Source organism: Vibrio sp. SG41-7 (assembly GCF_014164465.1).
Lineage (GTDB): Bacteria > Pseudomonadota > Gammaproteobacteria > Enterobacterales > Vibrionaceae > Vibrio > Vibrio splendidus.
The window spans coordinates 19,526-45,243 of sequence record NZ_JACJFF010000025.1 but is presented as its reverse complement, the minus strand read 5'-3'; the positions used below and the strand labels follow the sequence as shown (position 1 = coordinate 45,243).

The 25,718-nt window shown below is 44.6% G+C and carries 20 protein-coding genes and 1 pseudogene; 13 read left to right on the top strand and 8 right to left on the bottom strand.

What is annotated here, in order from left to right:
* Window positions 1-119: 119 nt before the first annotated feature.
* On the bottom strand, window positions 120-2,654 hold the full coding sequence (locus H5300_RS09295) for a glycosyl hydrolase family 18 protein (protein ID WP_182795829.1): 2,535 nt from the start codon (window positions 2,652-2,654) through the stop codon (window positions 120-122).
* 438 nt (window positions 2,655-3,092) lie between these two features.
* Window positions 3,093-3,557 (bottom strand): DUF2850 domain-containing protein, encoded by a 465-nt coding sequence (locus H5300_RS09290; RefSeq protein WP_017092427.1) that lies wholly within the window; start codon window positions 3,555-3,557, stop codon window positions 3,093-3,095.
* 307 nt (window positions 3,558-3,864) lie between these two features.
* Between H5300_RS09290 and H5300_RS09285 the strand changes: the two genes are divergently transcribed.
* The gene (locus H5300_RS09285) at window positions 3,865-4,146 is read left to right on the top strand and encodes a pyrimidine/purine nucleoside phosphorylase (protein WP_017089998.1); all 282 of its coding nucleotides are present in this window, start codon (window positions 3,865-3,867) and stop codon (window positions 4,144-4,146) included.
* A gap of 237 nt (window positions 4,147-4,383) precedes the next feature.
* Here H5300_RS09285 and H5300_RS09280 read toward each other — a convergent pair whose 3' ends face one another.
* Window positions 4,384-5,256 carry a pirin family protein gene (locus tag H5300_RS09280; protein WP_102567555.1) on the bottom strand — a complete coding sequence of 291 codons (873 nt, stop codon included), beginning with the start codon at window positions 5,254-5,256 and terminating at the stop codon, window positions 4,384-4,386.
* Window positions 5,257-5,413: 157 nt separating this feature from the next.
* On the opposite strand from H5300_RS09280, the gene H5300_RS09275 reads away from it, so the two are divergent.
* Entirely contained in the window at window positions 5,414-5,695 is a 282-nt protein-coding gene (locus H5300_RS09275; RefSeq protein WP_004732756.1) for a hypothetical protein, read from the top strand.
* 28 nt (window positions 5,696-5,723) lie between these two features.
* Here H5300_RS09275 and H5300_RS09270 read toward each other — a convergent pair.
* Window positions 5,724-6,914, bottom strand: a pseudogene (locus H5300_RS09270) (GGDEF domain-containing protein).
* A gap of 351 nt (window positions 6,915-7,265) precedes the next feature.
* On the opposite strand from H5300_RS09270, the gene H5300_RS09265 reads away from it, so the two are divergent.
* The 7 genes from H5300_RS09265 to H5300_RS09235 all read left to right on the top strand — a co-directional run bounded on the left by H5300_RS09265 (window position 7,266) and on the right by H5300_RS09235 (window position 17,733).
* A complete protein-coding gene (locus tag H5300_RS09265; protein ID WP_017077035.1) occupies window positions 7,266-7,604 on the top strand; it encodes a DUF1840 domain-containing protein in 339 nt (112 codons plus the stop codon).
* A 402-nt stretch (window positions 7,605-8,006) separates the two neighbouring features.
* On the top strand, window positions 8,007-9,401 hold the full coding sequence (uhpT, locus tag H5300_RS09260) for a hexose-6-phosphate:phosphate antiporter (RefSeq protein ID WP_065111768.1): 1,395 nt from the start codon (window positions 8,007-8,009) through the stop codon (window positions 9,399-9,401).
* A 259-nt stretch (window positions 9,402-9,660) separates the two neighbouring features.
* The gene (gene uhpA, locus H5300_RS09255; RefSeq protein WP_004732761.1) at window positions 9,661-10,269 is read left to right on the top strand and encodes a transcriptional regulator UhpA; all 609 of its coding nucleotides are present in this window, start codon (window positions 9,661-9,663) and stop codon (window positions 10,267-10,269) included.
* Entirely contained in the window at window positions 10,269-11,765 is a 1,497-nt protein-coding gene (gene uhpB, locus H5300_RS09250; RefSeq protein ID WP_182795828.1) for a signal transduction histidine-protein kinase/phosphatase UhpB, read from the top strand. Before uhpA ends, uhpB begins: the two co-directional genes overlap by 1 nt.
* An 8-nt stretch (window positions 11,766-11,773) precedes the next feature.
* Window positions 11,774-13,114 carry an MFS transporter gene (locus tag H5300_RS09245; protein WP_004732763.1) on the top strand — a complete coding sequence of 447 codons (1,341 nt, stop codon included), beginning with the start codon at window positions 11,774-11,776 and terminating at the stop codon, window positions 13,112-13,114.
* A 295-nt stretch (window positions 13,115-13,409) separates the two neighbouring features.
* Complete coding sequence (manA, locus tag H5300_RS09240) at window positions 13,410-14,615, top strand: mannose-6-phosphate isomerase, class I (protein WP_017082992.1); 1,206 nt, start codon at window positions 13,410-13,412, stop codon at window positions 14,613-14,615.
* Between the two features lie 202 nt (window positions 14,616-14,817).
* Complete coding sequence (locus tag H5300_RS09235) at window positions 14,818-17,733, top strand: alkaline phosphatase family protein (RefSeq protein WP_182795827.1); 2,916 nt, start codon at window positions 14,818-14,820, stop codon at window positions 17,731-17,733.
* Window positions 17,734-17,749: 16 nt separating this feature from the next.
* On the opposite strand, the gene H5300_RS09230 is transcribed toward H5300_RS09235, so the two are convergent.
* The 4 genes from H5300_RS09230 to H5300_RS09215 all read right to left on the bottom strand — a co-directional run bounded on the left by H5300_RS09230 (window position 17,750) and on the right by H5300_RS09215 (window position 21,290).
* Window positions 17,750-18,283: an N-acetyltransferase gene (locus H5300_RS09230; RefSeq protein WP_182795826.1), complete on the bottom strand. Its 534-nt coding sequence runs from the start codon at window positions 18,281-18,283 to the stop codon at window positions 17,750-17,752.
* A 96-nt stretch (window positions 18,284-18,379) separates the two neighbouring features.
* Window positions 18,380-18,637 carry a YdcH family protein gene (locus H5300_RS09225; RefSeq protein WP_010432560.1) on the bottom strand — a complete coding sequence of 86 codons (258 nt, stop codon included), beginning with the start codon at window positions 18,635-18,637 and terminating at the stop codon, window positions 18,380-18,382.
* A gap of 201 nt (window positions 18,638-18,838) precedes the next feature.
* Window positions 18,839-19,828, bottom strand: coding sequence for a rhodanese-related sulfurtransferase (locus H5300_RS09220; RefSeq protein ID WP_017089989.1), 990 nt, complete (start codon window positions 19,826-19,828; stop codon window positions 18,839-18,841).
* A 313-nt stretch (window positions 19,829-20,141) separates the two neighbouring features.
* Window positions 20,142-21,290 (bottom strand): PLP-dependent aminotransferase family protein, encoded by a 1,149-nt coding sequence (locus H5300_RS09215; RefSeq protein WP_017082999.1) that lies wholly within the window; start codon window positions 21,288-21,290, stop codon window positions 20,142-20,144.
* Window positions 21,291-21,405: 115 nt separating this feature from the next.
* On the opposite strand from H5300_RS09215, the gene H5300_RS09210 reads away from it, so the two are divergent.
* The 4 genes from H5300_RS09210 to H5300_RS09195 all read left to right on the top strand — a co-directional run bounded on the left by H5300_RS09210 (window position 21,406) and on the right by H5300_RS09195 (window position 25,663).
* Window positions 21,406-22,275, top strand: a complete 870-nt coding sequence (locus H5300_RS09210) for a GyrI-like domain-containing protein (RefSeq protein WP_017085035.1) — start codon at window positions 21,406-21,408, stop codon at window positions 22,273-22,275.
* Between the two features lie 245 nt (window positions 22,276-22,520).
* Window positions 22,521-23,855 (top strand): MATE family efflux transporter, encoded by a 1,335-nt coding sequence (locus H5300_RS09205; protein WP_182795825.1) that lies wholly within the window; start codon window positions 22,521-22,523, stop codon window positions 23,853-23,855.
* Between the two features lie 201 nt (window positions 23,856-24,056).
* Window positions 24,057-24,815 (top strand): ATP-binding cassette domain-containing protein, encoded by a 759-nt coding sequence (locus tag H5300_RS09200; RefSeq protein WP_017083002.1) that lies wholly within the window; start codon window positions 24,057-24,059, stop codon window positions 24,813-24,815.
* A complete protein-coding gene (locus H5300_RS09195) occupies window positions 24,812-25,663 on the top strand; it encodes an ABC transporter ATP-binding protein (RefSeq protein ID WP_182795824.1) in 852 nt (283 codons plus the stop codon). Before H5300_RS09200 ends, H5300_RS09195 begins: the two co-directional genes overlap by 4 nt.
* The last annotated feature ends 55 nt before the right edge of the window (window positions 25,664-25,718 follow it).

Genomic DNA, 25,718 nt, shown 5'->3' with positions numbered 1-25,718 from the left:
TCGTAAGCTCAAAGCTCAGAAAACATAAATAAAAAGGCCAACCAGACAGTATCTGGTTGGCCTTTGTTTTAGGGATTTAGTTGATGCTTAGTCAGTATCTAACTAAGCACTATTTTTAGTTAGCAGCTTGCAGGACCGATCTCTTTCCACACGCCCCACTGGCCTGTCGTTGTTGGATCTTCACCTGTTGTCCACCATTTCGCTTCCCAAACCTTACCGCCTTGAGTTACTTGGTCGCCGCCAGTGTAGACCGCACTTGAATCCCAAGCGTTAGTACACGTACCGCCGCCTGTGGTTTTCTTAAGAACGTTCACTGATGCAGTAGCGACTGATGTATCTGTACCATCACTCACTGTTACTGAGAAGTTCAGTACCGTGTCTTGCGTGTATTCCGCCGCGACAAAGCTCACTGAAGAACCTTGAACCGTTGCATCAATACCAGCAGGTACATCCCATGTGAAGGTTAATGTGTCTTGGTCAGCATCGCTCGAAGCCGAAGCATCAACCACGACTACGTCACCCGCATTAACTTCAGCTGGAGCTGAAACAATCGCAACTGGTGCTGTATTGACTGGACCTGTGTCCTTAGGGGTTACTGTTACAACAACGGTGTCAGTTGCAGTAGCACCTTCATTATCAGTTACCGTTAGGCTGAACGCTAGTACTTCTTGTTGAGCGACTTCAACCACATCGAAGCTTGCAACTGCTGCATTCGAGTTGGCCAGCGTTACTGCCGTACCGCTTACTTGTGACCAAGCGTAGCTCGCAATCGTGCCGTCGCTGTCTTTTGAAGCGCTACCGTCTAGAGAAACAGAAGCTGGGCCTTCAACCGATTGGTCTGCGCCCGCTGCTGCGGTTGGTTTACGGTTTACAGGATCTGTTGTTCCGCCCGCTAGGCCTTCATGCATTGCGTTGAGGATGTCGCCGTTATCTGCATCAATTTCCCAAGAGAATAGACCCGCAAGGCCAAGGCTACGAACGTACGCGCCTTTTGCTTTCACTGAACGGTCATCATCAAATGTGATTAGCTTGCCCGAAGTACGGTTCCAAACGTAAGGCGCTTCTGCCATTTCGTCGTAACCATATTCAAAGCCGTTGATGCCTTGGTTGTTTGCACCAAGCATGTTCGCTTTAATGCCTTTGTAGTCAATAACGCCATCTTCCCATACGCCTTGCGCAGAGCTGCCGGTTAGTTTGCCATTACCTACACCCGTCATTGGGTCTGTAGGATCGGTGAGTGATGAAGGTAATACGCCTTCCCAACCACGACCGTACATCGCTGTACCAACCACAAGTTTGTTCGCAGGAACGCCTTGCTCAAGCAGCAACTGGATGCCGTTGTCAGTGGTGTAAGCTGGGCCAGTGTATTGTTCGCCATTTTCATCAAGCCCTGTGCCATCACATTGACCAGGGCGCATGAAGTTACCGCAGTTTAGTGCTGTTTGGTGACCTAACACGTTGTTCCAACCGCCGTAGAAGTCGTAAGTCATTGCGAAGATGTAATCCATGTATTGGATAGCATCGCCGTAGTTCACGTCTTCAATTTTATCGTGACCAACACCGATCGCTGATGTGAGCTCGTAAGTACGGCCGTTCTCAGCTTCTAGCTCATCTAACATAACGCGCAGCTCTGCCATCAATGCAATGTAAGCAGGGCCGTCATTTACAGGGTCACCAAGATCGGGAGCAGCACCGCCTCCACCTGGGAATTCCCAATCGATATCGACACCATCGTAGAATTTCCATGTATTTAGGAACTTCTTAACCGATGCAACGAACGTGTCGCGGTTCGCTTTTGTAGTGAAATCGAAGAACGGGTCAGACAGTGTCCAACCACCAATTGATGGGATGATTTTCAAGTCTGGATTGCGCTGTTTTAGCGCCATCATCATTGCGTAGTTACCCTTGATAGGTGAGCTGTATTCGTGACCAGCTTGCGGGAAACTCTTTTGGAAAGCTGCCCAAGGGTCATGAATCACCACTTCGTAATCGTTTACACCCTGACAGGCTGTCATGAGTGCGTTGTAGCTGTTGCCGCCTACCGATTTTACTGATTCATTAGGACCACAAATTGGGATGAAGCCATAAAGGATATGGGTCAAGTTGTCAGCGGGTAGGTTATCAACCGTGTAATCACGACCATAAATACCCCACTCAACAAAGTAAGTGCCTACTACCGTGTTTGGGTCGGTGTTGTATGACTTATTGTTCGGATCAACATTCATTGCAAGTGGCGCTAAGTGTGAACCATCAGTATCTGCAATCGTGATCTGAGCGGGAGCACTCTTGGCGCAGCCTGTTTCGTCACACGCCTCGATTTCCATCTGAAATAAGCCGCCTTGGCCGTATTCGAATGAAGCTGTAGTTTGGCTACCAGTAATAGGGCCAGTGGCAACTTTAACGCCATCGAAGTAGATGTTGTACGTGTTTCCTGACGTTCCGCTCCATTGGTTGAACTTGACGTCGACCTTTGCTTTGTCGTGATATTTAACCATCTGGTTGTAGCCTGATGTGGTTTCCATCGCGAGTTCAATTTTAGAAAACTGCAGGTTGTTGGAACCGTACATGTCGATGCTAGGTGCTGTTGGAGCAGCTAATGCTGTACCAGATAGCGCTAGAGCAATGCTTGCCGCACAGGTATTTATACGAATCATACTATTTCTCTCATTCCTTGAAGGTTACGAGAACCAAATGGCCCCATAAACGGCTCCAGTCAGTTTTGAAGGAGCTTCCCAGTCAGTATTCGAGAGAGTTTTAATTTTATAACTGAAAATAAATCCGTTTTCGATGGACAACTAAAAAATAGTATTTCGTTACAATTCTGTTGCTTAATGAGTGAGAGGCTGAGTCCATGTTTTATAAAATAAAACACCCTTCAGAAGTAAAATCTCATAAGTGAAAATCCACGACATGAAGTTATGCAAAGATGCGACAAACGATAAGAAAATATCGCAAGTTGAAGCAGTATCACAAAGCGAAGTGTGCTGGGTGAGCGGTGCAGATCGGTAGGTAAATATGAAAGTAGTGATGCGGAGAATACTTTTTACGGAGAAGACTATTATTTAGACGACTGAAGAAGACTGAGAAGGGGATTATCTTTTGAATTGCTCGGCTAAGGAAGCGCGTCTTTGTTGCATAACACTGTGGGTATCACCAGCTGCAGTATCCTCGTAGCCTTCTTTAATAAATTGCTGAGATGGTACGCTTGGCTCTAGTCGCTTCAAGCGAGGAGAATCGTAAGTACCACTGATGGTGTAAACGGTGGTTCCAGAGCCTGTGCTAATCGTGACAATCTTGCCATCAAAATCAAACGAGGTAGCAATGAGGCGATGATTCATCATCACACCATTATCTGAAAGTGTCAGGGTATCAGTATTGTAAGGTGGTGCTGCAATCTCTATCCATGTGCCATAGACATTGCTTGGGCTGACAGATTGTTGGTGGGCTTGGTAAGCAAAATAGCCCGCGGTGAGGGCAATCATAAAACCAGCTAATAGGAAGCTGTAGAGTAACGAGTTGGCAAATAAATCTCTGCTTTTGACCGACTTTTTTGCCATTATTTCTTCATTTTCCCACTGATATTATTTTAGATTCTATTAACTAAAACCTTAGTTTGCAAAAATTGTTATAAGAGTTAGAAGCAGGATCGAATGTTCCAATAAATTTGGTTGCGTTGGCGATTTTTTGCCTGATTCCTTGGTATTTACGTTATCAATGAAAGCGAATTCAAGAAATGCCTAAGCTATGCGTATTTATTTCTTGTAGGACAGTCTCGAATTGGTTAAAACAATTATCACCTAGATTTACGCATAGGCTCATTCGTTGAGTCCAATAATTGCAATTTTGAGATAACAAGGAAGTACAATGATTAAAGAAAACACATACTTTGAAGGTGGCGTTAAGTCGTTAGCGTTTAACCAAGCAGGCGCTGATGTGAGTGTTGGTGTGATGGCAGCTGGCGAATACACATTCGGTACTGCGGCTCCAGAAAAGATGACCGTTGTTAAAGGTGCTTTAATTGTAAAGCGTGTTGGTGATGATGACTGGACGACATACCAATCTGGTGAGTCCTTTGACGTTGCGGGTGATTCTTCATTCGACCTACAGGTAAAAGAAGCGACAGCTTACCTGTGTGAATATCTGTAACTCGCTCTAAATTCGTTTAATTAGGGCACCGTTGGTCTCTGATTTAATAGAAAAAAACCACGCTCTAGGAGCGTGGTTAAATAAGTGATAGTAACCGGCAGTGGATAGTGTCACTTGTTTTTGCAGTCATCAAATGGATGACCAAATCGTTGTTCGTTGCAAAATCTCTTCAATCTTCAATCTTCAATCTTCAATTCTCGATTCAAAATTCAAAGCTCAAAAACAGACATTGGTAAATCAGTAAGTCTCAAATACGCCGTTGTTGTAATCCTGAATCGTTTGTTCAATCTCTTCCATTGAATTCATGACGAACGGACCATAGTGCACAACAGGTTCATTAATCGGTTCACCAGAAAAAACCAGTACACCTGAATCTTCTAAGCTGTCTAAAGAAAGCCAGTCAGCTTTGGTGAGCAGGGCAAGCTGACCTTGCTTGATCACTTTGTCGCCGATCTTAATGCTGCCTCGGTACACATAAGTCATGGCATTGTGATTAACATTAGTCCCTAACGTCACTTTTTGCCCAGAATGAGAGCGCCAATCCGCAACGCTTAATGGCACACCTGTCTTTTGCAATGGACCTTGCGATCGTAAAGCCTCTGAATCATCGTTAGTTTGGTTATGCAGTTCAAACCCACCGGCTATCACTCTCAATAAACCACGTTGTTCGCTTTGGTGTTCTGTAATGCTTTCACTCTGGAAGTCGTGATATTGCGCGGGCAGCATTTTGTGTGACGCAGGCTGATTTATCCAAATCTGAAAGCCATGCAGTGCGCCTTCTTCCATCATTGGCATTTCGCTGTGAATAACACCACGACCTGCGGCCATCCACTGTGCGCCACCGCTGCGTAGCTCTCCAACATTCCCCATGTGGTCTTTGTGTTGAAAGTGACCTTGGAGCATGTAAGTGAGCGTTTCTATCCCACGGTGAGGGTGCGGAGGAAAGCCACCAACATAGTCTTTGCTTTCATCCGACTTAAGTTCATCAATCATCAAAAATGGAGAGAAACGCGTGTTATTGAAGCCAGCGAGTCTTTGGATTTTGACGCCATCACCATCGGAGGTGGCATGTGCTGCAATCACATGATCTACTGTTCTTACACTCGTCATTTTGAAATCCTCATAAACTTGAATAGCTGTAGTTTATGTAATTCGATTTAAAAAGAAGATGGCATAGCGTTGAGTGACTTATTCGAAAATTTTGAACAGGTAACAATATGAAATTATGTCTATACTCAATATAGAGTAGACCGCCAAGGAGGCCGCTATGGCAGTACAGCAAAAACATGGCGAAAGGCAAGGTCGGATGGGCTTTGATAACGACTTTACAACGGAGCAAGGGCAGCGTTTTACCGAGGTTGCGAACAGCGCGGTTAAACGTCGCGTAAAAAAACGTGCGATTGAAGCACCGTTTATTCAGTCGGCTAAGCAAGCTGCTTTTAAAACGGTAGTGAGACCTAGAGGCAATAACCCAAACCGAACACGACAAGTCATATGGATGATTGTGATCGGGTTAGTGAGCCTATGGCTTATGTATATGGCAGGTTAGTGCGTTTAGCAGTCAGCGATATTAATGGTTAACGTTGACGCGTTTTTAACAGCGTAACATTGTTCCCTTCGACTTTTGCTTCAAGACAATCTTCAAGCTCAGATGAATCCGATTCTGAGAAGGTTAGGTTCGTCGGTAGTTCTTCGATCAATGTCGATACTGGATTGTCGTGATAATAAGCGTATCGGTTTTTTCCTGAATGCTTAGCGACATACATCGCTTTATCAGCACATCTCGTCAGTTCATGTAGCTCTTGAGCATCTTACGGATACAAAGACACCCCAACACTGAGCGTCAATTCCTTGATTCTCTCGTTTGTCTGGCAGCCACTTTCGAATAACCCACAAATCCTATCTAAAATACCGTCTAGATCTTTACGAGTTGGTACATCGTAGAGCATCAAAACAAACTCGTCGCCAGCAAAGCGCGCAATCGAATAGTCGTATTCATGGCTTTTTCTGTCTCTGGTTCGAATGTTGTTACTCAAGCGATTGGCAAAGTGCTGTAAGACACTGTCTCCTACGTCGTGCCCGTAGCTGTCGTTAATGCCTTTAAAGTCATCAATATCTAAAAAGACCAATGCCGTAAGTGATCGCTCACTATCCACTGTCGCAAGCTTTTCTACCGCCCAGCGCTCAAAGCTCCAACGGTTTGCCAATCCGGTAAGTTGGTCTCTGTAGGCGAGATCTTCAATGCCTTCTTTATAAAGGCGTTGGATATAACTGACGGCTTTTGTGTAGTAATAAGCGGATGTGTGACACACCAAACTCATAGTAAACAGGCTAAGAATAAATCTGTGTGTGCTGTTAAATGGCAAAGAAAAATTGTTGGGCATCGCCGTAATTAAGGTGCTGATAAACAAACAAAATGAGGTGCTAAAGATAATGCCAATTCTGAAATCGTTAATGAAAATGACGGCTGCCAGAATAGGGTAGAGCCAAAGTATCCGGTCGGGAATGGCGTGACTGTACAAGAATAGGATAACCCCTTGTACCAGAAGAACGCCACTCAGAATCAATTCTGAATATTCAGGGTTAATGACTTTTCTTACGTAAAATGCATTGGAGATAGCGATCAGTGCAAAACACAATTCGAAAACCGACAGTGTGTAATGTTGGCCTTGGAAGTAAGCCCAAGTGTAGAAAATGAATAACGCAGCGGCAGTCAGTGAAAAGGAGTGGACAATTTTTTGCTTGCGGGTGGATCGTATGTCCGCCATTTCTTCTAGGTGTCTGCCGACCAGCCTTTTCATGTGATTTGTGCCAAAGATTTTGATAATGGAGTTAATAGTAGATTAAATAATAAGCTACGCAGAGGTTTAGAGGGCTATTTAGTGTGATTGTTATCAAGGTTTTATATTAAAAGTAATCAACCGATAATAAATAGTGATGTGTATCACTGACGGTGCAAGCTTGTCCGATAGTTAGGATAATCAAGGTTCGATTTGGCAAAAGCGATTTAGTTATTATCTACTTGCTTTCCAATGATTTACTCAACATAGTTTGTATATAGCTAAATGCTTGTAGATAGCTAAATGTTTATATATACCTAAATTTGATAGAGGCTCATTATGTTAATTACCTTTAGTTGCAAGGCTCATGCTAGCGTCACTATGTTTGGTGAGGTAGGTCTTCAGTTCATTAAGATGCTTGGACATAGTGGCGCGATCCCAGGAGCCATTGATGCTTCAGCGGTCCCTCAAGCACTAAACAACTTACGTGCTGCGATCGCCGCTGAGCAGAGCAAACCGGTAGAGCAAGAAAATGCGGATGACGACAATGAAGAAGAGGTTGTTGAAGCGCCTGTTAATATCGGTAGCCGAGCTTTTCCGCTAGTCGAACTATTGAAAGCAGCTATCAAAGATGAATGCGAAGTGATGTGGGAAGACGGCAGCGGTAAACGACTGTAGTACGATTCGCGCAAAACGTAACAAGCCTATCGAATCTATTTTAATAGGAATGAATGTTGAGCCAGTATTGATCATGTCATGGAGTTTGATGGTGATGAATCGACACTGGCGCTTTTTTTAGGCGAAGTGTTTCACTTGTGTCTGTTCGTTTACAAAGTTCATCAGCCTTGAAATGAGTTACTTTTGTTATCGTAATATCAATACATAACAGACCGTAAACAAAGTGATGCTGTTCACGCTTTCTTGACTCCCAATTCTGAACTAGGAATTTTTCCTAGTTATTCTAAGACCCTCTCTCATGCGGTCGATTTTTAGACTCCTTATTATTTCACGGTCAACTAACAAAGAATGCATGGTCGCAATTATGCCGTGCAGACCTCATAAATAATAAGAGAGTTCACAATGTTAAAGTTCCTAGATCAGGTTCGAAAACCGACACTGGATCTTCCGGTCGAAACTAGAAGAAAAATGTGGTTTAAACCATTCCTGCAATCGTACCTAGTCGTGTTCATTGGTTATCTAACCATGTATTTAATCCGTAAGAACTTCAATGTCGCGCAAAACGACATGATTTCTACTTATGGGTTATCAATGACCGATCTAGGTCTTATCGGTCTTGGTTTCTCAATTACTTATGGTATTGGTAAAACCGTCGTTTCCTATTACGCCGATGGTAAAAACACCAAGCAGTTCCTGCCATTCATGCTTGTCCTTTCTGGTATTGCCATGTTGGGCTTCAGCTTCAGTATGGGTGGCGGCAGCGCTAGCTTATTCATGATGGTTGCCTTCTACGCATTGAGTGGTTTCTTCCAAAGTACGGGTGGCCCTTCAAGTTATTCAACGATCACTAAATGGACGCCTCGCAATAAGCGTGGTTCATATTTAGGTCTTTGGAATATGTCGCACAATGTGGGTGGTGCGGGTGCTGCTGGTGTTGCTCTGTTTGGCGCAAACTACTTATTTGATGGCAACGTAATTGGTATGTTTGTTTTCCCATCTATCATCGCGATTGTAGTTGGTTTCATTGGTATGCGCTTTGGTAACGACTCTCCAGAAGCATACGGCTTAGGTACAGTTGAAGAGTTGTTTGATGAAGAAATCAGCGAAGAAGATACAGCTGCTGAAGAGAATCAAATGACCAAAAAAGAGATCTTTGTTGAGTACATTCTTAAAAACAAAGTGATCTGGTTGCTCTGCTTCGCGAATATCTTTTTATACATTGTTCGTATCGGTATCGATCAATGGTCTACCGTTTACGCGTATCAAGAGCTAGGCCTATCAAAAGAAACGGCTATTTCAGGCTTTACTCTGTTTGAAGTCGGTGCTCTGGTTGGCACATTGATGTGGGGTTATTTATCAGACCTTGCGAACGGACGTCGTGCTTTAGTTGCTTGTGTATCGCTTGGATTGATTATTGTCTCTCTAGAGTTCTACCAAAATGCAACGAGTGAGTTCATGTACCTAGCGTCACTATTCGTACTGGGCTTCCTAGTGTTCGGTCCTCAACTGTTGATTGGTGTTGCTGCGGTAGGTTTTGTACCTAAGAAAGCAATCAGTGTTGCTGACGGCGTGAAAGGCACATTTGCTTACCTAATTGGTGACAGCTTTGCCAAACTTGGCCTAGGTATGATTGCGGATGGAACGCCAATTTTTGGCTTAACGGGTTGGAAAGGGACATTCGCAGCACTCGATACGTCAGCTGCCATTTGTATCGTGTTATTGCTATTCGTTGCGGTTGCGGAAGAGAAGAAAATTCGTCACGCGAAGAAGATGCACCTAGCGGCTCAAAACGCCTAGCGAGTCTGGTGTGCTTTTTTTTGCAGACTTGTTTTCGCAGGCTTGCTCTCGTAAATAGAGTTTCGGGTAGACAGTCTCGCGTACTTGTTTTCGCAAACACAGTTTCGGATAGATAGTCTCACGTACTTTATCGGATTAAAGCACGTGAGATCATACCAATCGCTAGTTCGATTCAGTATCATCTCTATCAATAAACTTAATATTAAATAGCTCCTGTCGGGGCTATTTTTCTTTCTTACTCTTAATTCTGGTTAATATCATGATTAATGTTGCGCTTGTTGATGACCACGTCATTGTTCGTTCGGGCTTTGCTCAATTACTCAGTCTTGAAACTGATATTACGGTCGTGGGTGAATTTAACTCTGCGGCAGAAGCGCGCCTCGGATTGCCAAGTTGTCACCCTGATGTCGTTATCTTGGATATTTCAATGCAGGATGAAAGTGGCTTGAGCTTATTGGAAGAAATTCCATCAGGCATTGCCAGTATCATGCTGAGCGTACATGACTCTCCGGCAATGGTTGAGAAGTCATTAGAGTTAGGAGCTAAAGGCTACCTCAGTAAGCGCTGTAGCCCAGATGAGTTAATCCAAGCCGTACATACGAGCGCAAATGGTGGCTGTTATCTCACGCCCGATATCGCTATAAAGCTTGCGACACCAATGAAGAATAAAGCCTCTTTAAACCAACTCACCCGCCGAGAAAGCGAAGTGTGTCAGTTATTGGCAACAGGGCTCGATGTGAAATCTATCGCCGTTGAGCTAGGGGTTAGCCATAAAACGGTGCATGTACACCGTGCCAATGCGATGGACAAACTCAATGTTAAGAACAACGTTGAGTTAGCTAAATTGTTCACTCAAGATCAGTACTAATGCGCTCCTATTTAGCCACTTCACTATGTGGGGTTTTTATGGCTGGCTGTGCATGGTTTTGTTTATGGGTTATTGCCTTCTATTTTATTAATGACCCTGAGTTAGCCATTCTGCTTTTCCCATTCTCACTTCGATTGGGAATGACGCTGCACACTCGCACTCACTATTGGCCTGCTATCTATATTGCAGAGTGGGGACTTGCGATCGCGTTAGCGTTATTGCTTGATGAACCCCAATGGCTGACCATACTAATCGCCAGTGGATTAAGTATTCCTGCCACTCTATTTGCCAAGCGTTATTATTATGGTGACCAAAATCGTCACTTGTTAGTGATGGCGAGCTTAATCATGGTCACCGCATCAATTAACGTTGCTGTGGTGGGTTCTCATGTACCAGCCGTTTACATGGTGTGGTTAGCGAGTATCACGGGTGGATTGATGCTGGTGCCTATGTGTTATCTGGTCTGGAACTATCTATTCCAAAATAAGTGGGCGCCGCTGAGCTCTTACTTAATCCATAATGTTGTAGAGTTCAAAATTCGTCACATCGCTTTATACAGTGTGTTGCTGGTGGCCAGTATTTTGATACAAACCAGTTTGCCTGATGAACTAAGGCGCTTCGCACCATTTTGTATGGCGATCCCTATTATCCTGCTAGCCGTTCGCTACGGGTTGCAAGGCGCTTTACTGGCGACTCTGTTAAACAGTGTTGCGCTGATTGCTGCTCATAGCGGAACGTCCAAACTCGAAATTACTGACTTACTCTTGTCTCTATCGGCTCAAACTATTACCGGTATATTGCTTGGCCTTGCGGTTCAAAAGCAGAAAGATCTCAACTCCAAATTGCGAAGCGAGCTTTCCAGAAACCAAAACCTTTCACGCCAGCTAATCACAGCTGAAGAGTCGGTTCGTCGTGATATTGCGCGTGAGCTGCATGATGAAATTGGCCAAAACATCACGGCAATTCGTACGCAGGCAAGCATTATTAAACGTGTCGATGCGGCTGAGATGAGCGTTCGCTGTGCGGGGACGATTGAGTCATTGTCTTTGAATGTTTATGACACCACCAAACGTCTACTTACAAAACTAAGACCTAAGATGTTGGACGATCTTGACCTAAAAGATTCCGTGGAACAGCTTATTCGAGAGATGGAGTTTTCGGATCACGGCGTTGATATCCAGTTAAATTGGCAAGGTGATTACTCGTGTTTGAGTGACACGCTCAAGGTCACTATCTTCAGGCTGTGCCAAGAATCTCTAAACAATGCCTCTAAATACGCCAACGCGAGCGAAATCAGAATTGAATTGATTCTAGATGATCAGGCTTATCTTCGGATCTCAGACAATGGCGTTGGTTTTACAGCGCAAGACCTTCTCAAGGGAATGGGGGTTCGTGGTATGCAAGAGCGAGTTCAGGCGCTCGGTGGCAAGATGACAATCAACGCTAATGGCTCATCTTCGGGTACCAATATCAGCGTTACATTACCTAAAGTGTGAGAACGAATATGTTTGGATTTCTGCGCTCAACAATGTCAAAGAGTGATGCTCTAACTGATGATGAGGTCAATCAGAGTTATCGCTACTGGCGCCTCCACATCATGATAGGTATGTATGTCGGCTATGCAGGTTTTTACTTCACTCGTAAAACCTTTAATTATGCCGCGCCAGCCATGATCACCGACCTTGGTTTGGATAAAGGCGATATCGGCTTAATTGGCACGCTCTTTTATCTTTCTTATGGCTTATCGAAATTTATATCAGGCACGATATCGGATCGTTCAAACCCTCGTTACTTCATGGGGCTTGGCCTAATCGCGACTGGTCTGATAAACATCGCGTTTGGCTTTTCGAGTTCGTTAGCGGCTTTCATCTCGCTGTGGGTACTGAATGCGTGGTTCCAAGGTTGGGGCTGGCCATCGTGTTCCAAGTTATTGACGACTTGGTATTCTCGCTCCGAAAGAGGCTTTCGCTGGGCTATATGGAATACAGCACACAACGTTGGTGGGGCGCTAATTCCTATTCTCGTGGGTTATCTAACGCTGCAATTCAGTTGGCGAGCTGGGTTTATCTGGCCGGGGGTGATTGGTGTATTTATCGGTCTTATCGTTTGCTGGCGCTTACGTGACAAGCCCACCACCATGGGACTCCCGACGGTAGGGAAGTGGCGCAGTGACCATCTAGAGTTGGCGCAAGAGAATCATGGACAAGGGTTAAGCTATCGAGAAATATTGAAAACCTATGTGTTCAGCAATAAGTACATTTGGTTGCTCGCCTTTAGCTATGTGCTGGTTTACATCGTAAGAACGGCGGTCAACGACTGGGGTAACTTATACCTAACCGAAGAACACAATTACAGTTTGATAAACGCCAACGCTGCCTTGTCTCTGTTTGAGATTGGCGGTTTCGTTGGTTCACTTGTTGCTGGGTGGGGCTCGGATAGGCTGTTTGGTGGCAACCGCGGTCCAATGAATATTTTGTTTGCCATCGGCATATTTCTTTCAGTTTCTGCATTGTGGTTGATGCCTTTAACCAATTTTGTGTTTCAAGCGGCTGGGCTGTTTTGTGTCGGCTTTTTTGTTTTTGGTCCTCAAATGCTTATTGGCATGGCGGCGGCAGAATGCTCGCACAAAGACTCTGCTGGGGCGGCGACAGGTTTTGTTGGCTTGTTTGCTTACATGGGTGCAGCACTTTCTGGTTACCCATTAGCGCTCGTTCTAGAAACTTATGGCTGGAGTGGATTCTTCATTACCATCTCGACTTGTGCGGCCGTTATTGGCTTACTGCTACTGCCTTTCCTACAAGCTCAATCACCTCAGAAAAGTGCAGAGGTTCGCTCTGGCTTTTAAGGACCCTTCCCGATAACAAGATAGTTGCTGGTGTTTGTATTGTTGCTTGCATCGCTATTGCAACCAGTGCGATACAAGCCGCTATCTTATTCTCAGCGCTTTCTACACGTAATATTCAAATGTGACTCTTTTCACGCTTTTCATCGATCTCACCTGTTTCTAAGAATTTTTCCTATTGCGTCTAAGACCTCATCTCATGTGGGTTCTAGCTGCTCTCTGTAGTCTTTCTAATTATTTACGTTATTAGAAATCAGCTCTCTGAATTGTGTTCAAAGGGCTCACTACGGAAAACGCCATGTCACTCAGCCACTTCTCAGAACACTCATTTTTCCCAATGGAAAACACCATCCAAAATTATGCATGGGGGAGCATTTCTTCGATACGTGAACTGTTTGGCTTTCAGAATGAGTCACAAGAGCCGCAAGCGGAAGTTTGGATGGGAGCGCATCCGAAAGGTTGCTCAATGGTCAAGCTGGACCAACATTTGGTGCCTCTATCTGAATTGATTAACAAGAATAAACCCGCTTATCTATCAAGCGATATTGCGCAGGAGTTCGGTGAGCTACCGTTCTTGTTTAAGATCTTGGCAGCAGAAAAGGCGTTGTCTGTTCAGGTCCATCCAAACAAGCGCCAAGCTGAAATTGGCTTTGCGAGAGAGGAACAGGCAAGCATTCCTCTGACCGCAGGACACCGTAATTACAAAGACTCGAACCACAAACCTGAATTGGTTTACGCGATCACTGAATACCAAGCGATGAATGGCTTTCGAGAATTCGATGAAATATTAGGCCTGTTCAAAACGCTGGATTCGATCGAGCTGGCTGGTTTGGTTGAAGAGTTTGGTAGCAATCTTGATTCTCTAGGCTTAGAAGCATTTTTCCGTGATCTGTTAACTCTAGATGACCAACGTAAACATCAAGCATTAGAGCAACTTCTGACTTACGCAGCGTCTCATCAAGATCAAGCTGAGTTTGCTTTGGTTACTGAGCTTAGCCAGCAATATCCGAACGATATCGGTCTGTTTTGTGTTCTTCTGCTTAACTTGATCACACTGAAGCCAGGTGAAGCTATGTATTTGAATGCGAACACTCCGCATGCTTACATTAAGGGAACCGGGCTTGAGATTATGGCAAATTCAGACAACGTGCTCCGAGCCGGTTTAACGCCAAAACACATTGATGTCGCTGAGTTAGTCGCCTGCACAAAATTCACGCCAATTCCGTTCGAACGCTTGTTGTTAGCGCCCTCAAAACTGGGTCAATGTGATAGTTATGATATTCCTGTCAGTGATTTTGATTTCAATATCTTTCATCGCCCTCATCAAGAAGAAGTCATCACAAGCGGTGCTGAAATTTTAATGGCGATAGACGATGATTTAACGTTAATGAGTCAGAAAGGTGAGCATTTAACCCTTACTAAAGGGCAATCGGTATTTATCCCAGCCTATATTGGCCATTACGAATTGAGCAGCAACGGCCGAGTGGCGAGAGCGTTTAATTAGGGGAATAGCTGTCGTCTAACATTAGAAAGCTTTCGGGCTTTGGGTATGCGGTAAAGTCGTAGAGATATTAGTAAGAATGAACATTTCATAACAATAAGAGCTCTTCGAATCAGAAAACAAACGTTTTCATAGGTTGACTAATAAATGCAAACTGAAACAATAAGTCGCATTTATAGAAGTGTGTTGATCTAAAGGAAATTTGATGAGCTCTTATTCTCACGTTCGCAGTTACGCCAGTTTATTCAGTGTCTTATCGTTGGCGGTTACGTCAGCTCCGAGTGCCGCTGATATATCAACAACGCCCGTCATTGGTGGCGTTTTTAGCTCCAGTGAAGTGTTGAAAAATGAGGTGCTTTCAAGCCTAAGTTATTCTGCCAAACTCACTCGTGATGCAGCTCTTTTCACCATTGGTGGCGTTACATTAGATGCGTATATTCTCGCTCTCCCTTTAGATGTCAAAACAAAAGCCAGAGTCGTTGCTCAGTTATCTAACCCGACGTACTCAATTCCTCTGGGTTATTTTCTCTATAGTTATTACGACCGCTATTCAGGCTTGGGCAGTGAAGATGTGTTCAAATCTTACTTGTCGACGGTTTATGATAAGCAGGCGCTAAAGGGCTTTGAACATAGCCTCTATCATGTTGGAGATAAGGCAACCTCAGAGCATCACGAGCCAGATACCTCGACTGAAGCAACGGGACATCATGAAGGGATTCGTATCGATGAACAGTTCATTGCCAATATGGTGGTTATCTATGATGCGTTATTCGAAATTGGTGTTTGGCAGGATATGGACACGCTCCCTGCGAATTACACATACTTAACCAATAGCCCTGAAGATCTAGCGATCATCGCTCAGATTCAACCGATCATTGTTGATTTGATCGGTAAAGCGGCATTGGGAATGGATGACGGCGACATGAAGTCTGCAATGTTGGCGATTGCAGAAGATGGTAAACCAGAAAACGCTGATAAGCCGAATAACAAAGCACAAGCTCTTACCATCACGCTTATTGATTTTGTGCGCTTAAACTTGCTGAAAGCCTACCGACAGTTTGTGTTTAAAGAAGAACGTGCAGCAGCGCTCGATGATTGGATGCAACAAGCGTTCAGTGACCAGCCTGATGCGCTAATACAATTCTTAGAATCCCAACAGCACAAACGTTTTGCGGTCCAGGTGACCGTCGATGGTTTACAGCAAGGATTGATTGAGGGGTTGGTCGATGAAGATTCACCTTTCATTTCGGTTGCTTATCAGAACCATAAAAACCGAGCGCAATACAAACCTAAGCTAGAAACGGTGATTGAGCCTGAGCATCAACAGCAGGTGAGGTTCATGGAGGTTCTGTCTGAACAAACCTACCGTGATCCGAATTATCTTCCGTTCTTCAAAAAACTTTATCAAGAGAATCGTAATAATATAAGCCGAGTGGGTAGCTCTTCTACTCCGACGATCAGCGTACGCAACCTACCGATCATTAAAACGGGCGCAAAAGTGTCTGGTAATGGTGGTACGGGTATCCCTAATTTCCACTTTGTTGACCGAGAGATCGACCGAGCGTATTACTTCTTCGGTAATGATGCCCTACAGCTGGATGTGTTGATGGCAAACAACAAGGTGCAAACCATGTTTGATCGCCTTGATTACCTGAAAACGTTGAACTGCAACGCCCAATACGATTGGAATGCTCACACCACTTACGATGGGCTAGTAAACCTAGGTTTGGGTGAGTCACTGCGTGATTATGGTGAGAAACGTTGCGTTAAAGAGCTTCAAGAACGTTCAGAAGTCGAAGTGGTTTTGCAAGAAAAGCGTCAAGCCTTGATAGAAGATATTGAGGCGTATCAGTCTATATCTGGCTTTGATTTTTTCACTAAGTTTTCAAAGAGAGCTCAGGTTAAACAGTCGATCACTCAGTTTGCCGAGTTAGATGGAAAAGGGATGCCAGACTACACCTTGGTTTATAACCCATGGCCGGATCACTTCGCACACTTTACCGGTCCTTTTAGTGACGAAATTCTGATGCCGACGGGAGAGCTTAACCGACTGGACTATTGGATTCGCCAGATTGAAGCGACCTACCGCAGTGCAGGCGTTTACGATAAAACGCTATGGGGCATGGCAGGAGATCATGGTTTAACGCCAGTGTTCTACGCGCTCAACCCCGAAAAGCAGGTATTTGAAGGCTTACAAGCAGAGCTAGAGTATCCAATTGTGGTTAAGAAGATATCTTCAGACGAGGGTGAAGGGCCTAAAATCACCAATGCTCTAAGCTACCCAAGCTCGAAAGAATTGGATGTGGTGGTCGCCTCGACAGCTGGTGGTAACTTCATGATGGACTTCTTTAATTCGGCTCAAGGGTGGCAGGTTCAGCCGGTTTATCAAGAACTCACGCAGTGGTCTCCGATTGCAGCGCCAGCTGGTCAGAACATAGACATCATCAATCAGATAGCGCAACGCTTGCCTGAAAGTCTTGATTATATGGTCGTAAGAGAAAGCACATGTGATCAACAACGTTGCGCTATTCGTGTGATTGGCAACCGTGATTTAAAACGGGTCGATGAATTGATCACACGTGAAGGTGACAAGCTTTTCTATGAGTCATTGGAAGACAACCGAGCGCCGATTTTGCTCAATACGCAAAGGTTAAATCCATACCTAGCATCACCAAGCGAAGCTGATTTTTCACAGTATTCTCAATTGGTCGAAAAGTGTATTGACCGAGCGGTTAAGGCGGATGTGACAACGTGGTGTAGCAGTGCTGAGTGGACTTCATTAACGCAACCAACACCTCGACCAGATTCAGTGAATCAACTGGCTAATATCTACCTTGAAGATAGGGCTGGCACGGTTAACTTGTTCCCTAAAGCGGGAATTGGCTACAACACTAAGGTACCGGGGCGTCATGCTGGTGAGGATTACTTAGAGAAAGATGCTTTCATCGGATTCTGGGGAGCGCCAATTGGCGATAACTCTCAGCAATTGAAAATTGAAGCTAACGGATCTTTAGCGCCAACGCTGTTTGAGTATTTGACCGGAGAACCTGTGGTCGAAGGCGAGAACGGTTGGGGTTTTCCGTCGTTGATTGAGAAATTAGATATTTCAAGCGCGCGCTAAAGTAAACGCTCTCTACCTAGCATCTGAATAGATTATCTCTGTTAGCTAGGTTGAGAGCCATCCCCACAAAATCATCATCTCCTTCATCAACAACTCGGTAGCTAAGTGACTGATAAAAACTAATGGCGCGAGTGTTACTTCTAAAGCTCGACAGAGTGACTTGCTCACGTCGCTCTTCCATGGCTCTCTTATGTATGAGAGTCATGACTTGCTTGCCAAGTGAGCGGCCTTGGTTTTGAGGGAAAATGATCAGCAGATGAATATGGTATGCGTTGTCATAAGGCTTAAAACACACAAGTCCAATCCTCTCTTCTCCTCGGTATACCCAATGAAACCAAGAGGGATGGTAATCGTTTAAAAGTCGTTGACGTTGGAAGTCGTCATCCCAACCGAAAACGTCATCTACGTGTATGAATATACCTTTTTTCACACACGCAAATAGTTCTTCGAATTCAGAATTTGAAACGAGCTGGAATTGTATATTCTCTTCTTCTATTACCACTCGGCTTGCTTCCTTATCAAACGCCTTTGAATAAGCAAACAGTAACATAATTGAAGAAGCCGAATTAGCTTAGATTTGCGATGTGATGAAACCAAACAGCCATGCGTGGTGCATGGCTTAGAATAAAGTATTGGACTGATTTTTCTATACGATCTTAAGTGCGTGGTGGCGCGTGAGCTGTTTGTGTAGCGAGTCTTTTAGCGCCATGCGTTCAACTTTGAGATTGTGCATGCTGTCGTCATCGATAGGGCTGCCAGAGATTTCTAGCTGACGGATGTCGTAGTCGAGTTGGTGGTATTTCTGCATGTCTGCTTTGAATTTTTCGTCGTCGTGGTTGAGCTGAACAATGTCTAATTTAAGATCTGGGAAATCTAAGATAAAGGCATGGTTTTCATTGAGCATTGGCACTTCCTCTCTAGTCGAATTATTAACAGTATAGAAGCAATTTATCGAAAGAAATGTGGTTCAAAACACAAAGCCGTAAAGCGATCAAAAAAGGGCTCAAACTCGAGGAATCATCTTCGAACTTGCGCCCTTTTGTATGTATATAGCTAACTATTTATCGTTACATGTTTAGAACTATGTGTGTTGAAAGCAGAAAGCTTACTTCGCTTTCTTACCAGAGCGTTGCTGCTCTTTGTGTGCTAGTTTTTCTTTCTTACGTTGATCGATAAGGTGAGCGGCTTCGCCACCTACGTGGGTTTCGCCACGAGCATTCGACAGTTGAACTTGCTTTTCACGTTCGCGGAAACGGGCTTTCTGCTCGTCGCTGTGCTTATCAATACACTTAGGGCAGCTTACGCCTTTCTCGAAGTGCTCAGAGGCTTTGTCTTCGTCAGTGATTGGCAGGCGACAAGCGTTACACACGTCGTAGCCGCTCTTCTCTAGCTGGTGGTTTACTGCAACACGACCATCAAATACGTAGCAGTCGCCTTCCCACATGCTCTCTTCTTCTGGTACTTCTTCTAGGTACTTAAGAATGCCGCCTTCAAGGTGGTAAACCTCATCAAAGCCTTGCTCTTTCATGTAGGCTGTTGATTTTTCACAACGAATACCGCCAGTACAGAACATCGCGACTTTTTTGTGTTTCTTAGGATCGAGATTTTCTTCAACGTATTGAGGGAATTCACGGAAGGTTTCTGTGTTTGGGTTTACAGCATTTTTGAATGTGCCGATATCGACTTCGTAGTCGTTGCGAGTATCAACCAGAATCACATCAGGATCAGAAATCAGAGCGTTCCATTCGTTTGGTTTCACGTAAGTGCCGACAACGTGGCGTGGGTCGATACCCTCAACGCCCATGGTTACGATCTCTTTCTTAAGCTTAACCTTGGTGCGGTTGAATGGTTGTTCTTCGTTGAACGACTCTTTGTAAACAACATCAGCCAAGCGAGAATCTTGTTTGAACCATTGAAGAAGAGCGTCGATAGATTCGCGCTTACCTGCAACGGTGCCGTTGATACCTTCACTCGCAAGTAGCAAAGTACCGCGGATTTGGTTGGCTTCTAACACGTCAGTGAGTGGCTGGCGAATTTCTTGGTAATCATCAAGTGCTACGAATTTATACAGAGCACATACAACATATTGAGACATGGTTTTTCCTTTCTGCGAGCTGGAACGTAAATCCAGAGCGGTTGCCTTTTATGATACATACTGAGTTTGATTTACTCAGGTTTGCCCATATTGGCTTATTAAAATCCGCCGCAGTATAACCAAGCCAAGGAAGGACAAAAACCAACCAAAAGTAGGGCTATTTATCATTTCTTTTTGTGTGGTTTATGGACTAAGAAATGCAATGAAACCGTTTTATCTGGTTGGAATTACAATACGTATTCCCAAACCAAAAAGGCCCTGCTGTAAAAATACAGCAGGGCCTTGGTATTAATCTGTCTGACTTAATCAGCGATTACGCTTGGTTCAGTACTTCCGCTAAGCGTTTCACCGCTTCAGTCAACTCTTCTGGGTTGGCGTTAGTGAAGTTTAAGCGCAGTGCGGCTTTTGCTTCATCGGCCTTTGGATAGAATACTGGGCTTGGTACAACCGCCACGCCATTCGATAGCAAAGTCTTAGCTAATTCGAAGGTATCGCACTCTGGGATTTCTACCCAAATGAACATCCCGCCATCTACGGCTTTTAACACGCAATCTGCAGGCAGTTGTTTTTCTAGCTCTGAAAACAACACTTCATAACGAGACTTGTACAGTGTGCGAATGTTTTCCATATGTACGTTGAAGTCTTCATGTTTTAGAAGGCCGACAAGCAGCGCTTGCATGGGTACACTTGAGTGCAAGTCAGCGCCTTGTTTCACTTTGATCAGTGGCTCAAGGTAGCTGCGTTTGCCTGTTACCGCGCCAATACGTAGGCCTGGCGATGCAATCTTAGAGAATGAACGAAGAACGATAGAGTTATCAGGGCAGAACGAAGAAACCAATGGCAGTTCCGTACCAGTGAAACGTAGCTCACGGTATGGTGCATCTTCAATGAAGGCTACGTTGTATTTGATACACAGCTCAGCCACTTTTTGACGAGTTTCTGTTGCCCAGCACACACCGGTTGGGTTGTGGAAATCAGGCACGGCATAGAACATTTTTGGCGCTTGCTCGGCAAAGCATGTTTCCAGTTCATCTAGGTTCGGGCCAAATTCAGTTTGAGACACGGTAGCGATGTTTGCTTGAACTAGGCCAAACACCTGCATCGCACCTAAGTAGCTTGGCGCTTCCATCACAACCACATCACCCGGGTCAACATACGCACGAGCAATCAAATCCAAACCTTGCTGAGAACCAGTACAAATCATTGCCGTGTGTGACTCTGGCAATTGGTAGCTTTGTGTTAGGTGATCAAGCAACGGGCCATAACCTGCGGTCGAACCGTATTGGAAAACTTCAGGCATGTTCGCTAGGTTTTCTAGCGTAGGCTTCATTAAATCGATAGGGAATGTTTTCGCATCGGGTAAACCACCGGCCAACGAAATAACATTTGGATCGCTTGCGGCTGCGAGGATCTCTCGAATGTATGAAGATTGAATCTGTTGTAATGACTGTGCGATTTCCATGTGTTGTGTCTCGTCGTTTATCGTTTTTATTCTATCGCTTGATATTACACGGCAATTGTAAAAACTGGCGTGTCCGTTTATGCTCTTAAACATGTCCATTTATGCTATTTGAACGATGTCACGACAACATATATCCCGAATCAATGATGTTTTGTTTCATATTCACCAAGACATCAGTCAGCCTTTGTCAGCAAAAGCGCTCTCTGAGATTGCTGCGTATTCAGAGCAACATTTTCATCGCACGTTCAAAAGTGTGGTTGGGGAGTCGTTGCATCAATACATTCGACGCACTCGAATGGAGTACGCGGCCAATCAATTAATGTTCGATACCAGCTCGTCTGTGGTTGAGATCGCCCATAAATGTGGCTTTAGCTCTGTGTCTTCGTTTAGCCGAGCATTTAAAGCGACTTTTAATATGTCGCCCGGAGAATGGCGTAAGCATGATTTACAGATTGCAGAAAAACCTTACCTGAAAGATCCCGAAGTGGCGGCAGGCTATTTGAATGTGTCGCAGCGGGAGTTGCCTGAACCTAAAATTGTTGAAGTATCAGACCGAATGGCAGCTTATGTTCGACATACTGGCTATAACCGATCCATTCGTAATGCGTGGTTGATATTGAAAGCATGGGCGAACTCTGAACAGCGTGATTTTTCGAGTCAGTTCGGCTTGCATCACTCTAACCCCGCTTGGGTTGAAATGGATCAGTGTCGTTATGTAGCGTGCATCGCGATAGATGAGCCGATCAAGTATCGAAGTGTCGTGAACCAGATGGTGATTCCAGGCGGTTTGCATGCTGTATTTCGACTTAATGGTCGTTATGGTGAGCTGCTACCACAGATCAGTATGGTATTGGAAAAATGGTTGCCGGCTTCTGGTTTCAAACAGCGTTCGACTCCTGCGTATGTGCATTATCATCGGAACCATTTTCTCAATAGTGATGAAGTGTTTGAGCTTGATTTCTATCTCCCTGTGAGTTTTTACTGAGCCTTTATTAGGCTAACTAATCAATTGGCTCGGTAATTGGTTTTGTTGTTTTTTTTCGAGCGTGGCTTTACTCATTTGTTGTGGTTAATTTGCTCACTCAATGGCTGAAAGGCATCTTATGTTGATGATGTAATGAAGAGAAAGCTTGTTGATAATTTACCTCAGTAATTGATGACAACGTACGGATTAAGCGATAGCATTCCGTTCTAATTGCAAATAATTCTTAATATCACTCGCTAGAATATATGACCATTACCCATAAAGATTATCTTAAAATCGCCTTTCCCTTCATCATCTCTACGGTGACACAGCCTTTGTTAGGTGCGGTGGATACTGCTGTTATCGGCCAACTTGGCATTGCTGAATTGATTGGTGGCGTGGCGATCGGCACCATCATTATGAACACCATGTATTGGCTGTTTGGTTTTTTCCGTGTTAGTACCACGGGACAAAGTGCGATGGCACTGGGCAAAGGGAATCGTTCTGATTTAGCGGGCAGCTTGATGCGTCCGTTCGTATTGTCTGGTTTGGTGGGTTTGATCTTTATCTTGATACAACCGCTAATCTGGCAAGGCGCGATGTGGGTGATAGAACCTGAAGTGAAAGTGGCTGAGCACGCGCATATCTACTTCAGTATTTTGATTTATGGTGCACCTTTTGTACTGCTCAACTACACCATTATTGGTTGGTTAATGGGGCAGGCGAAAGCCAAAGAAGTTCTTTACACACAAGTGTTTGGTAACGTGTTGAACATTGTATTGGATGCGGTGTTTGTACTTTATTTCGACTTGGGTGTTGCGGGTGTGGCCTACGCAAGTTTGATTGCACAAGTCACTACTTTCGCTATTGGTATGACACTGGTGATTAAGACCAGCAATATCTCGATCTCTGAGTTCCTACAAGGTTCGAAGGTGACTAAGAAAGACCTATCGACAATCATCTCTTCAAATACCGATCTCTTACTTCGTACCATCTGTATTTTAGTTTTCTTCAACATGATGGCGCGTACTGGTTCTAAACTGGGTGCCGATGTTCTGGCTGCTAACGCGATCTTGATGCAGGTGACCTTCATTGTCAGTTACATGTTTGACGGCATTGCCAATGCATCGAGTGTGTTCGCGGGTAAAGCGGTAGGTCAGAAAAACCCTTCAATGTTGGATCGTGTATTAAGACTTAACTTCCAATGGACGGCGAGTTTTATTGTCGTACTGACCTTCCTCACCTTGGTATTCAAAGACAGCATTGTCTTCTTGTTTACCGATATCCTAACGCTTGTCGCTCTATATCAAGAGATGGCTCCGTGGTTGATTGTGTTCCCGCTGGTGTCTGGCTTTGGCTTAACGGTTTACGGCATCTTTACCGGAACGGGTACCACGCGTCCAGTTAGGGACTCTAGCATAGCTACTTTGTTGGTTTTCTTAGCGGTACAGGCATTATCAATCGATATGTGGGGCAATCATGGTTTGTGGTTGGCGTTTACCTTGTTTTATCTTGGACGTATTACCTTCTTGTATCCGTTCATCGCACAAGTTAAGCAGAAGAGCCTTCCAACAGAAGGTGCATCCGCGGCGTGTCATTAGGTTAGAAACACAATCGTTATTGCCAGTACTTTTGAAAGCGCCTGACAGCATTATGCTAAGGGCGCTTTTTCTATCTAATGACCTAGTAAAAATGGTCAATCAAACAGCAAATAAAATGCGATACGGTTCAATGTCCGCTTTTCATCATGTAGGCTTAATGATAGGGTTGTTATGTTATAACATCCATTTATGAGTATCTGCGTGAACGCCCCACTTCTGTCTGTTGACCAATTAACGATCAAAACCTCTTCGAGAACACTTTTTCAAGATATTCATTTCGATGTATATCGAGGTGAGCTGTTGGCGATCATGGGTCCATCAGGCATTGGTAAGTCGATGCTTTCACGCGCGATTGCGGGTTTTCTGCCAGATACGGTTGAGGTTGAAGGCCATATTTCTCTTTCTGGCGATGCCGTGTGTGGCTTGCCTATGTTGCAAAGAACCGCAGCACAGCGCCCCGCAGTTATCTTTCAAGATGCGCTTCAAGCATTAAATCCTCTGGTTTCCATTGAAGGTCAACTCAGTTTGGCATTGACGGGGACGCGCACTAAGCTTAAATCACAAGACAAGATCAAACTCATTGAATTGTTAGTGCAGCTTGGGTTTCCTAACCCTGAAACTATATTGCCGTTATATCCGAGCCAAATTTCGGGAGGGCAGCGCCAACGGATTTGTATTGCGATTGGCTTGCTGAGTAACGCCGATCTCATCATCGCCGATGAACCAACCAGCGCGTTAGATCCGGTGACAGAGCAAGAGATACTTAAGCTGATTCGAGACAATGTTAAACAGCGACAAATCGGTGGCTTGTTGATTACTCATGACCTGCACAGCGCATTAGCGTGTGACAAGTTGTTGGTCATCGATGATGGTGGAGTGGTGGCTTACGGCGCACCAAAACATGCGCTTGAATCAAGCTCTCACGCTTTCTGTTGTTCATTGAGAGACTTAATCGAATGAGCCCGACCTTACCACTAAATTCAGAAGTCTCGCTGTTAATGCCTGTGATAGATTCAGAAACACAAACACCGATCGAGATTAAGTTCGACAATGTCGGAGTTCATTATTACTCAGTGCCAAGTTGGCTGGGTGGTAAGGCGTTCAAAGCGCTACAGAACATCGACCTCAATGTTGAAGACAAAAGCTTAGCCATTGTTGGCCGTTCTGGTGCCGGAAAATCGACACTGATTGAGCTGTTATTTGGCCTAAAATCACCGACTGTTGGCCGAATCAGCCTATTTGGCCATTTGCTGCCGATTCGCAATCGCAAAACGCAGGCAAGGGTGTGTCGCTTGATCCAGTTAGTGCCACAAGAACCGCACACAAGCCTCAATCCTTACTATACCGTTCGACAGATCTTAGTTGAGCCGCTAAGCAACTTAGATGTTTCTGGTAATAATGAAAGCATTATTGAAGAGACGCTATTGGACGTGGGCTTGCCTGCCAGTTTGCTCTCATTGAAACCTAGTCAGCTTTCTACTGGCCAAGCTCAACGTGTGGCTATCGCTCGGGCTCTTGTCGTTAGACCCGCAGTGTTGGTGGCCGATGAGCCGACTGCCAGCCTTGATCCTGTGAACCGTCAAAGGTTGCTGGATTTACTTAACTCACTGAAAAATAAGCGCGACATGCGAATCGTTTTGGTGACGCATGATCTCGGTGCGGCAAAGGCGCTTTGTGAAGAAATTCTGGTTCTTGACCATGGAGAGATGGTGGAGCATGGACCGACACCTCAAGTGATGAGCACACCTGCTCATCCTGCGACTCAGTTGCTGATCGAATCTCAGCCACTTTCGAAATCTACTTGTTAAACACAACCTTATTTATTACGAAATACAGCTTATTAACGAAATACAGCTTACAGAG

Coding starts and splice junctions, on each gene's coding strand:
- H5300_RS09195 (WP_182795824.1), top strand. CDS start 24,812: ATGAGCCCGACCTTACCACTAAATTCAGAAGTCTCGCTGTTAATGCCT.
- H5300_RS09215 (WP_017082999.1), bottom strand. CDS start 21,290: ATGGAAATCGCACAGTCATTACAACAGATTCAATCTTCATACATTCGA.
- H5300_RS09205 (WP_182795825.1), top strand. CDS start 22,521: ATGACCATTACCCATAAAGATTATCTTAAAATCGCCTTTCCCTTCATC.
- uhpA (WP_004732761.1), top strand. CDS start 9,661: ATGATTAATGTTGCGCTTGTTGATGACCACGTCATTGTTCGTTCGGGC.
- H5300_RS09210 (WP_017085035.1), top strand. CDS start 21,406: ATGTCACGACAACATATATCCCGAATCAATGATGTTTTGTTTCATATT.
- H5300_RS09285 (WP_017089998.1), top strand. CDS start 3,865: ATGATTAAAGAAAACACATACTTTGAAGGTGGCGTTAAGTCGTTAGCG.
- H5300_RS09235 (WP_182795827.1), top strand. CDS start 14,818: ATGAGCTCTTATTCTCACGTTCGCAGTTACGCCAGTTTATTCAGTGTC.
- H5300_RS09220 (WP_017089989.1), bottom strand. CDS start 19,828: ATGTCTCAATATGTTGTATGTGCTCTGTATAAATTCGTAGCACTTGAT.
- manA (WP_017082992.1), top strand. CDS start 13,410: ATGTCACTCAGCCACTTCTCAGAACACTCATTTTTCCCAATGGAAAAC.
- H5300_RS09275 (WP_004732756.1), top strand. CDS start 5,414: ATGGCAGTACAGCAAAAACATGGCGAAAGGCAAGGTCGGATGGGCTTT.
- H5300_RS09290 (WP_017092427.1), bottom strand. CDS start 3,557: ATGGCAAAAAAGTCGGTCAAAAGCAGAGATTTATTTGCCAACTCGTTA.
- uhpT (WP_065111768.1), top strand. CDS start 8,007: ATGTTAAAGTTCCTAGATCAGGTTCGAAAACCGACACTGGATCTTCCG.
- H5300_RS09295 (WP_182795829.1), bottom strand. CDS start 2,654: ATGATTCGTATAAATACCTGTGCGGCAAGCATTGCTCTAGCGCTATCT.
- H5300_RS09225 (WP_010432560.1), bottom strand. CDS start 18,637: ATGCTCAATGAAAACCATGCCTTTATCTTAGATTTCCCAGATCTTAAA.
- H5300_RS09230 (WP_182795826.1), bottom strand. CDS start 18,283: ATGTTACTGTTTGCTTATTCAAAGGCGTTTGATAAGGAAGCAAGCCGA.
- uhpB (WP_182795828.1), top strand. CDS start 10,269: ATGCGCTCCTATTTAGCCACTTCACTATGTGGGGTTTTTATGGCTGGC.
- H5300_RS09265 (WP_017077035.1), top strand. CDS start 7,266: ATGTTAATTACCTTTAGTTGCAAGGCTCATGCTAGCGTCACTATGTTT.
- H5300_RS09245 (WP_004732763.1), top strand. CDS start 11,774: ATGTTTGGATTTCTGCGCTCAACAATGTCAAAGAGTGATGCTCTAACT.
- H5300_RS09280 (WP_102567555.1), bottom strand. CDS start 5,256: ATGACGAGTGTAAGAACAGTAGATCATGTGATTGCAGCACATGCCACC.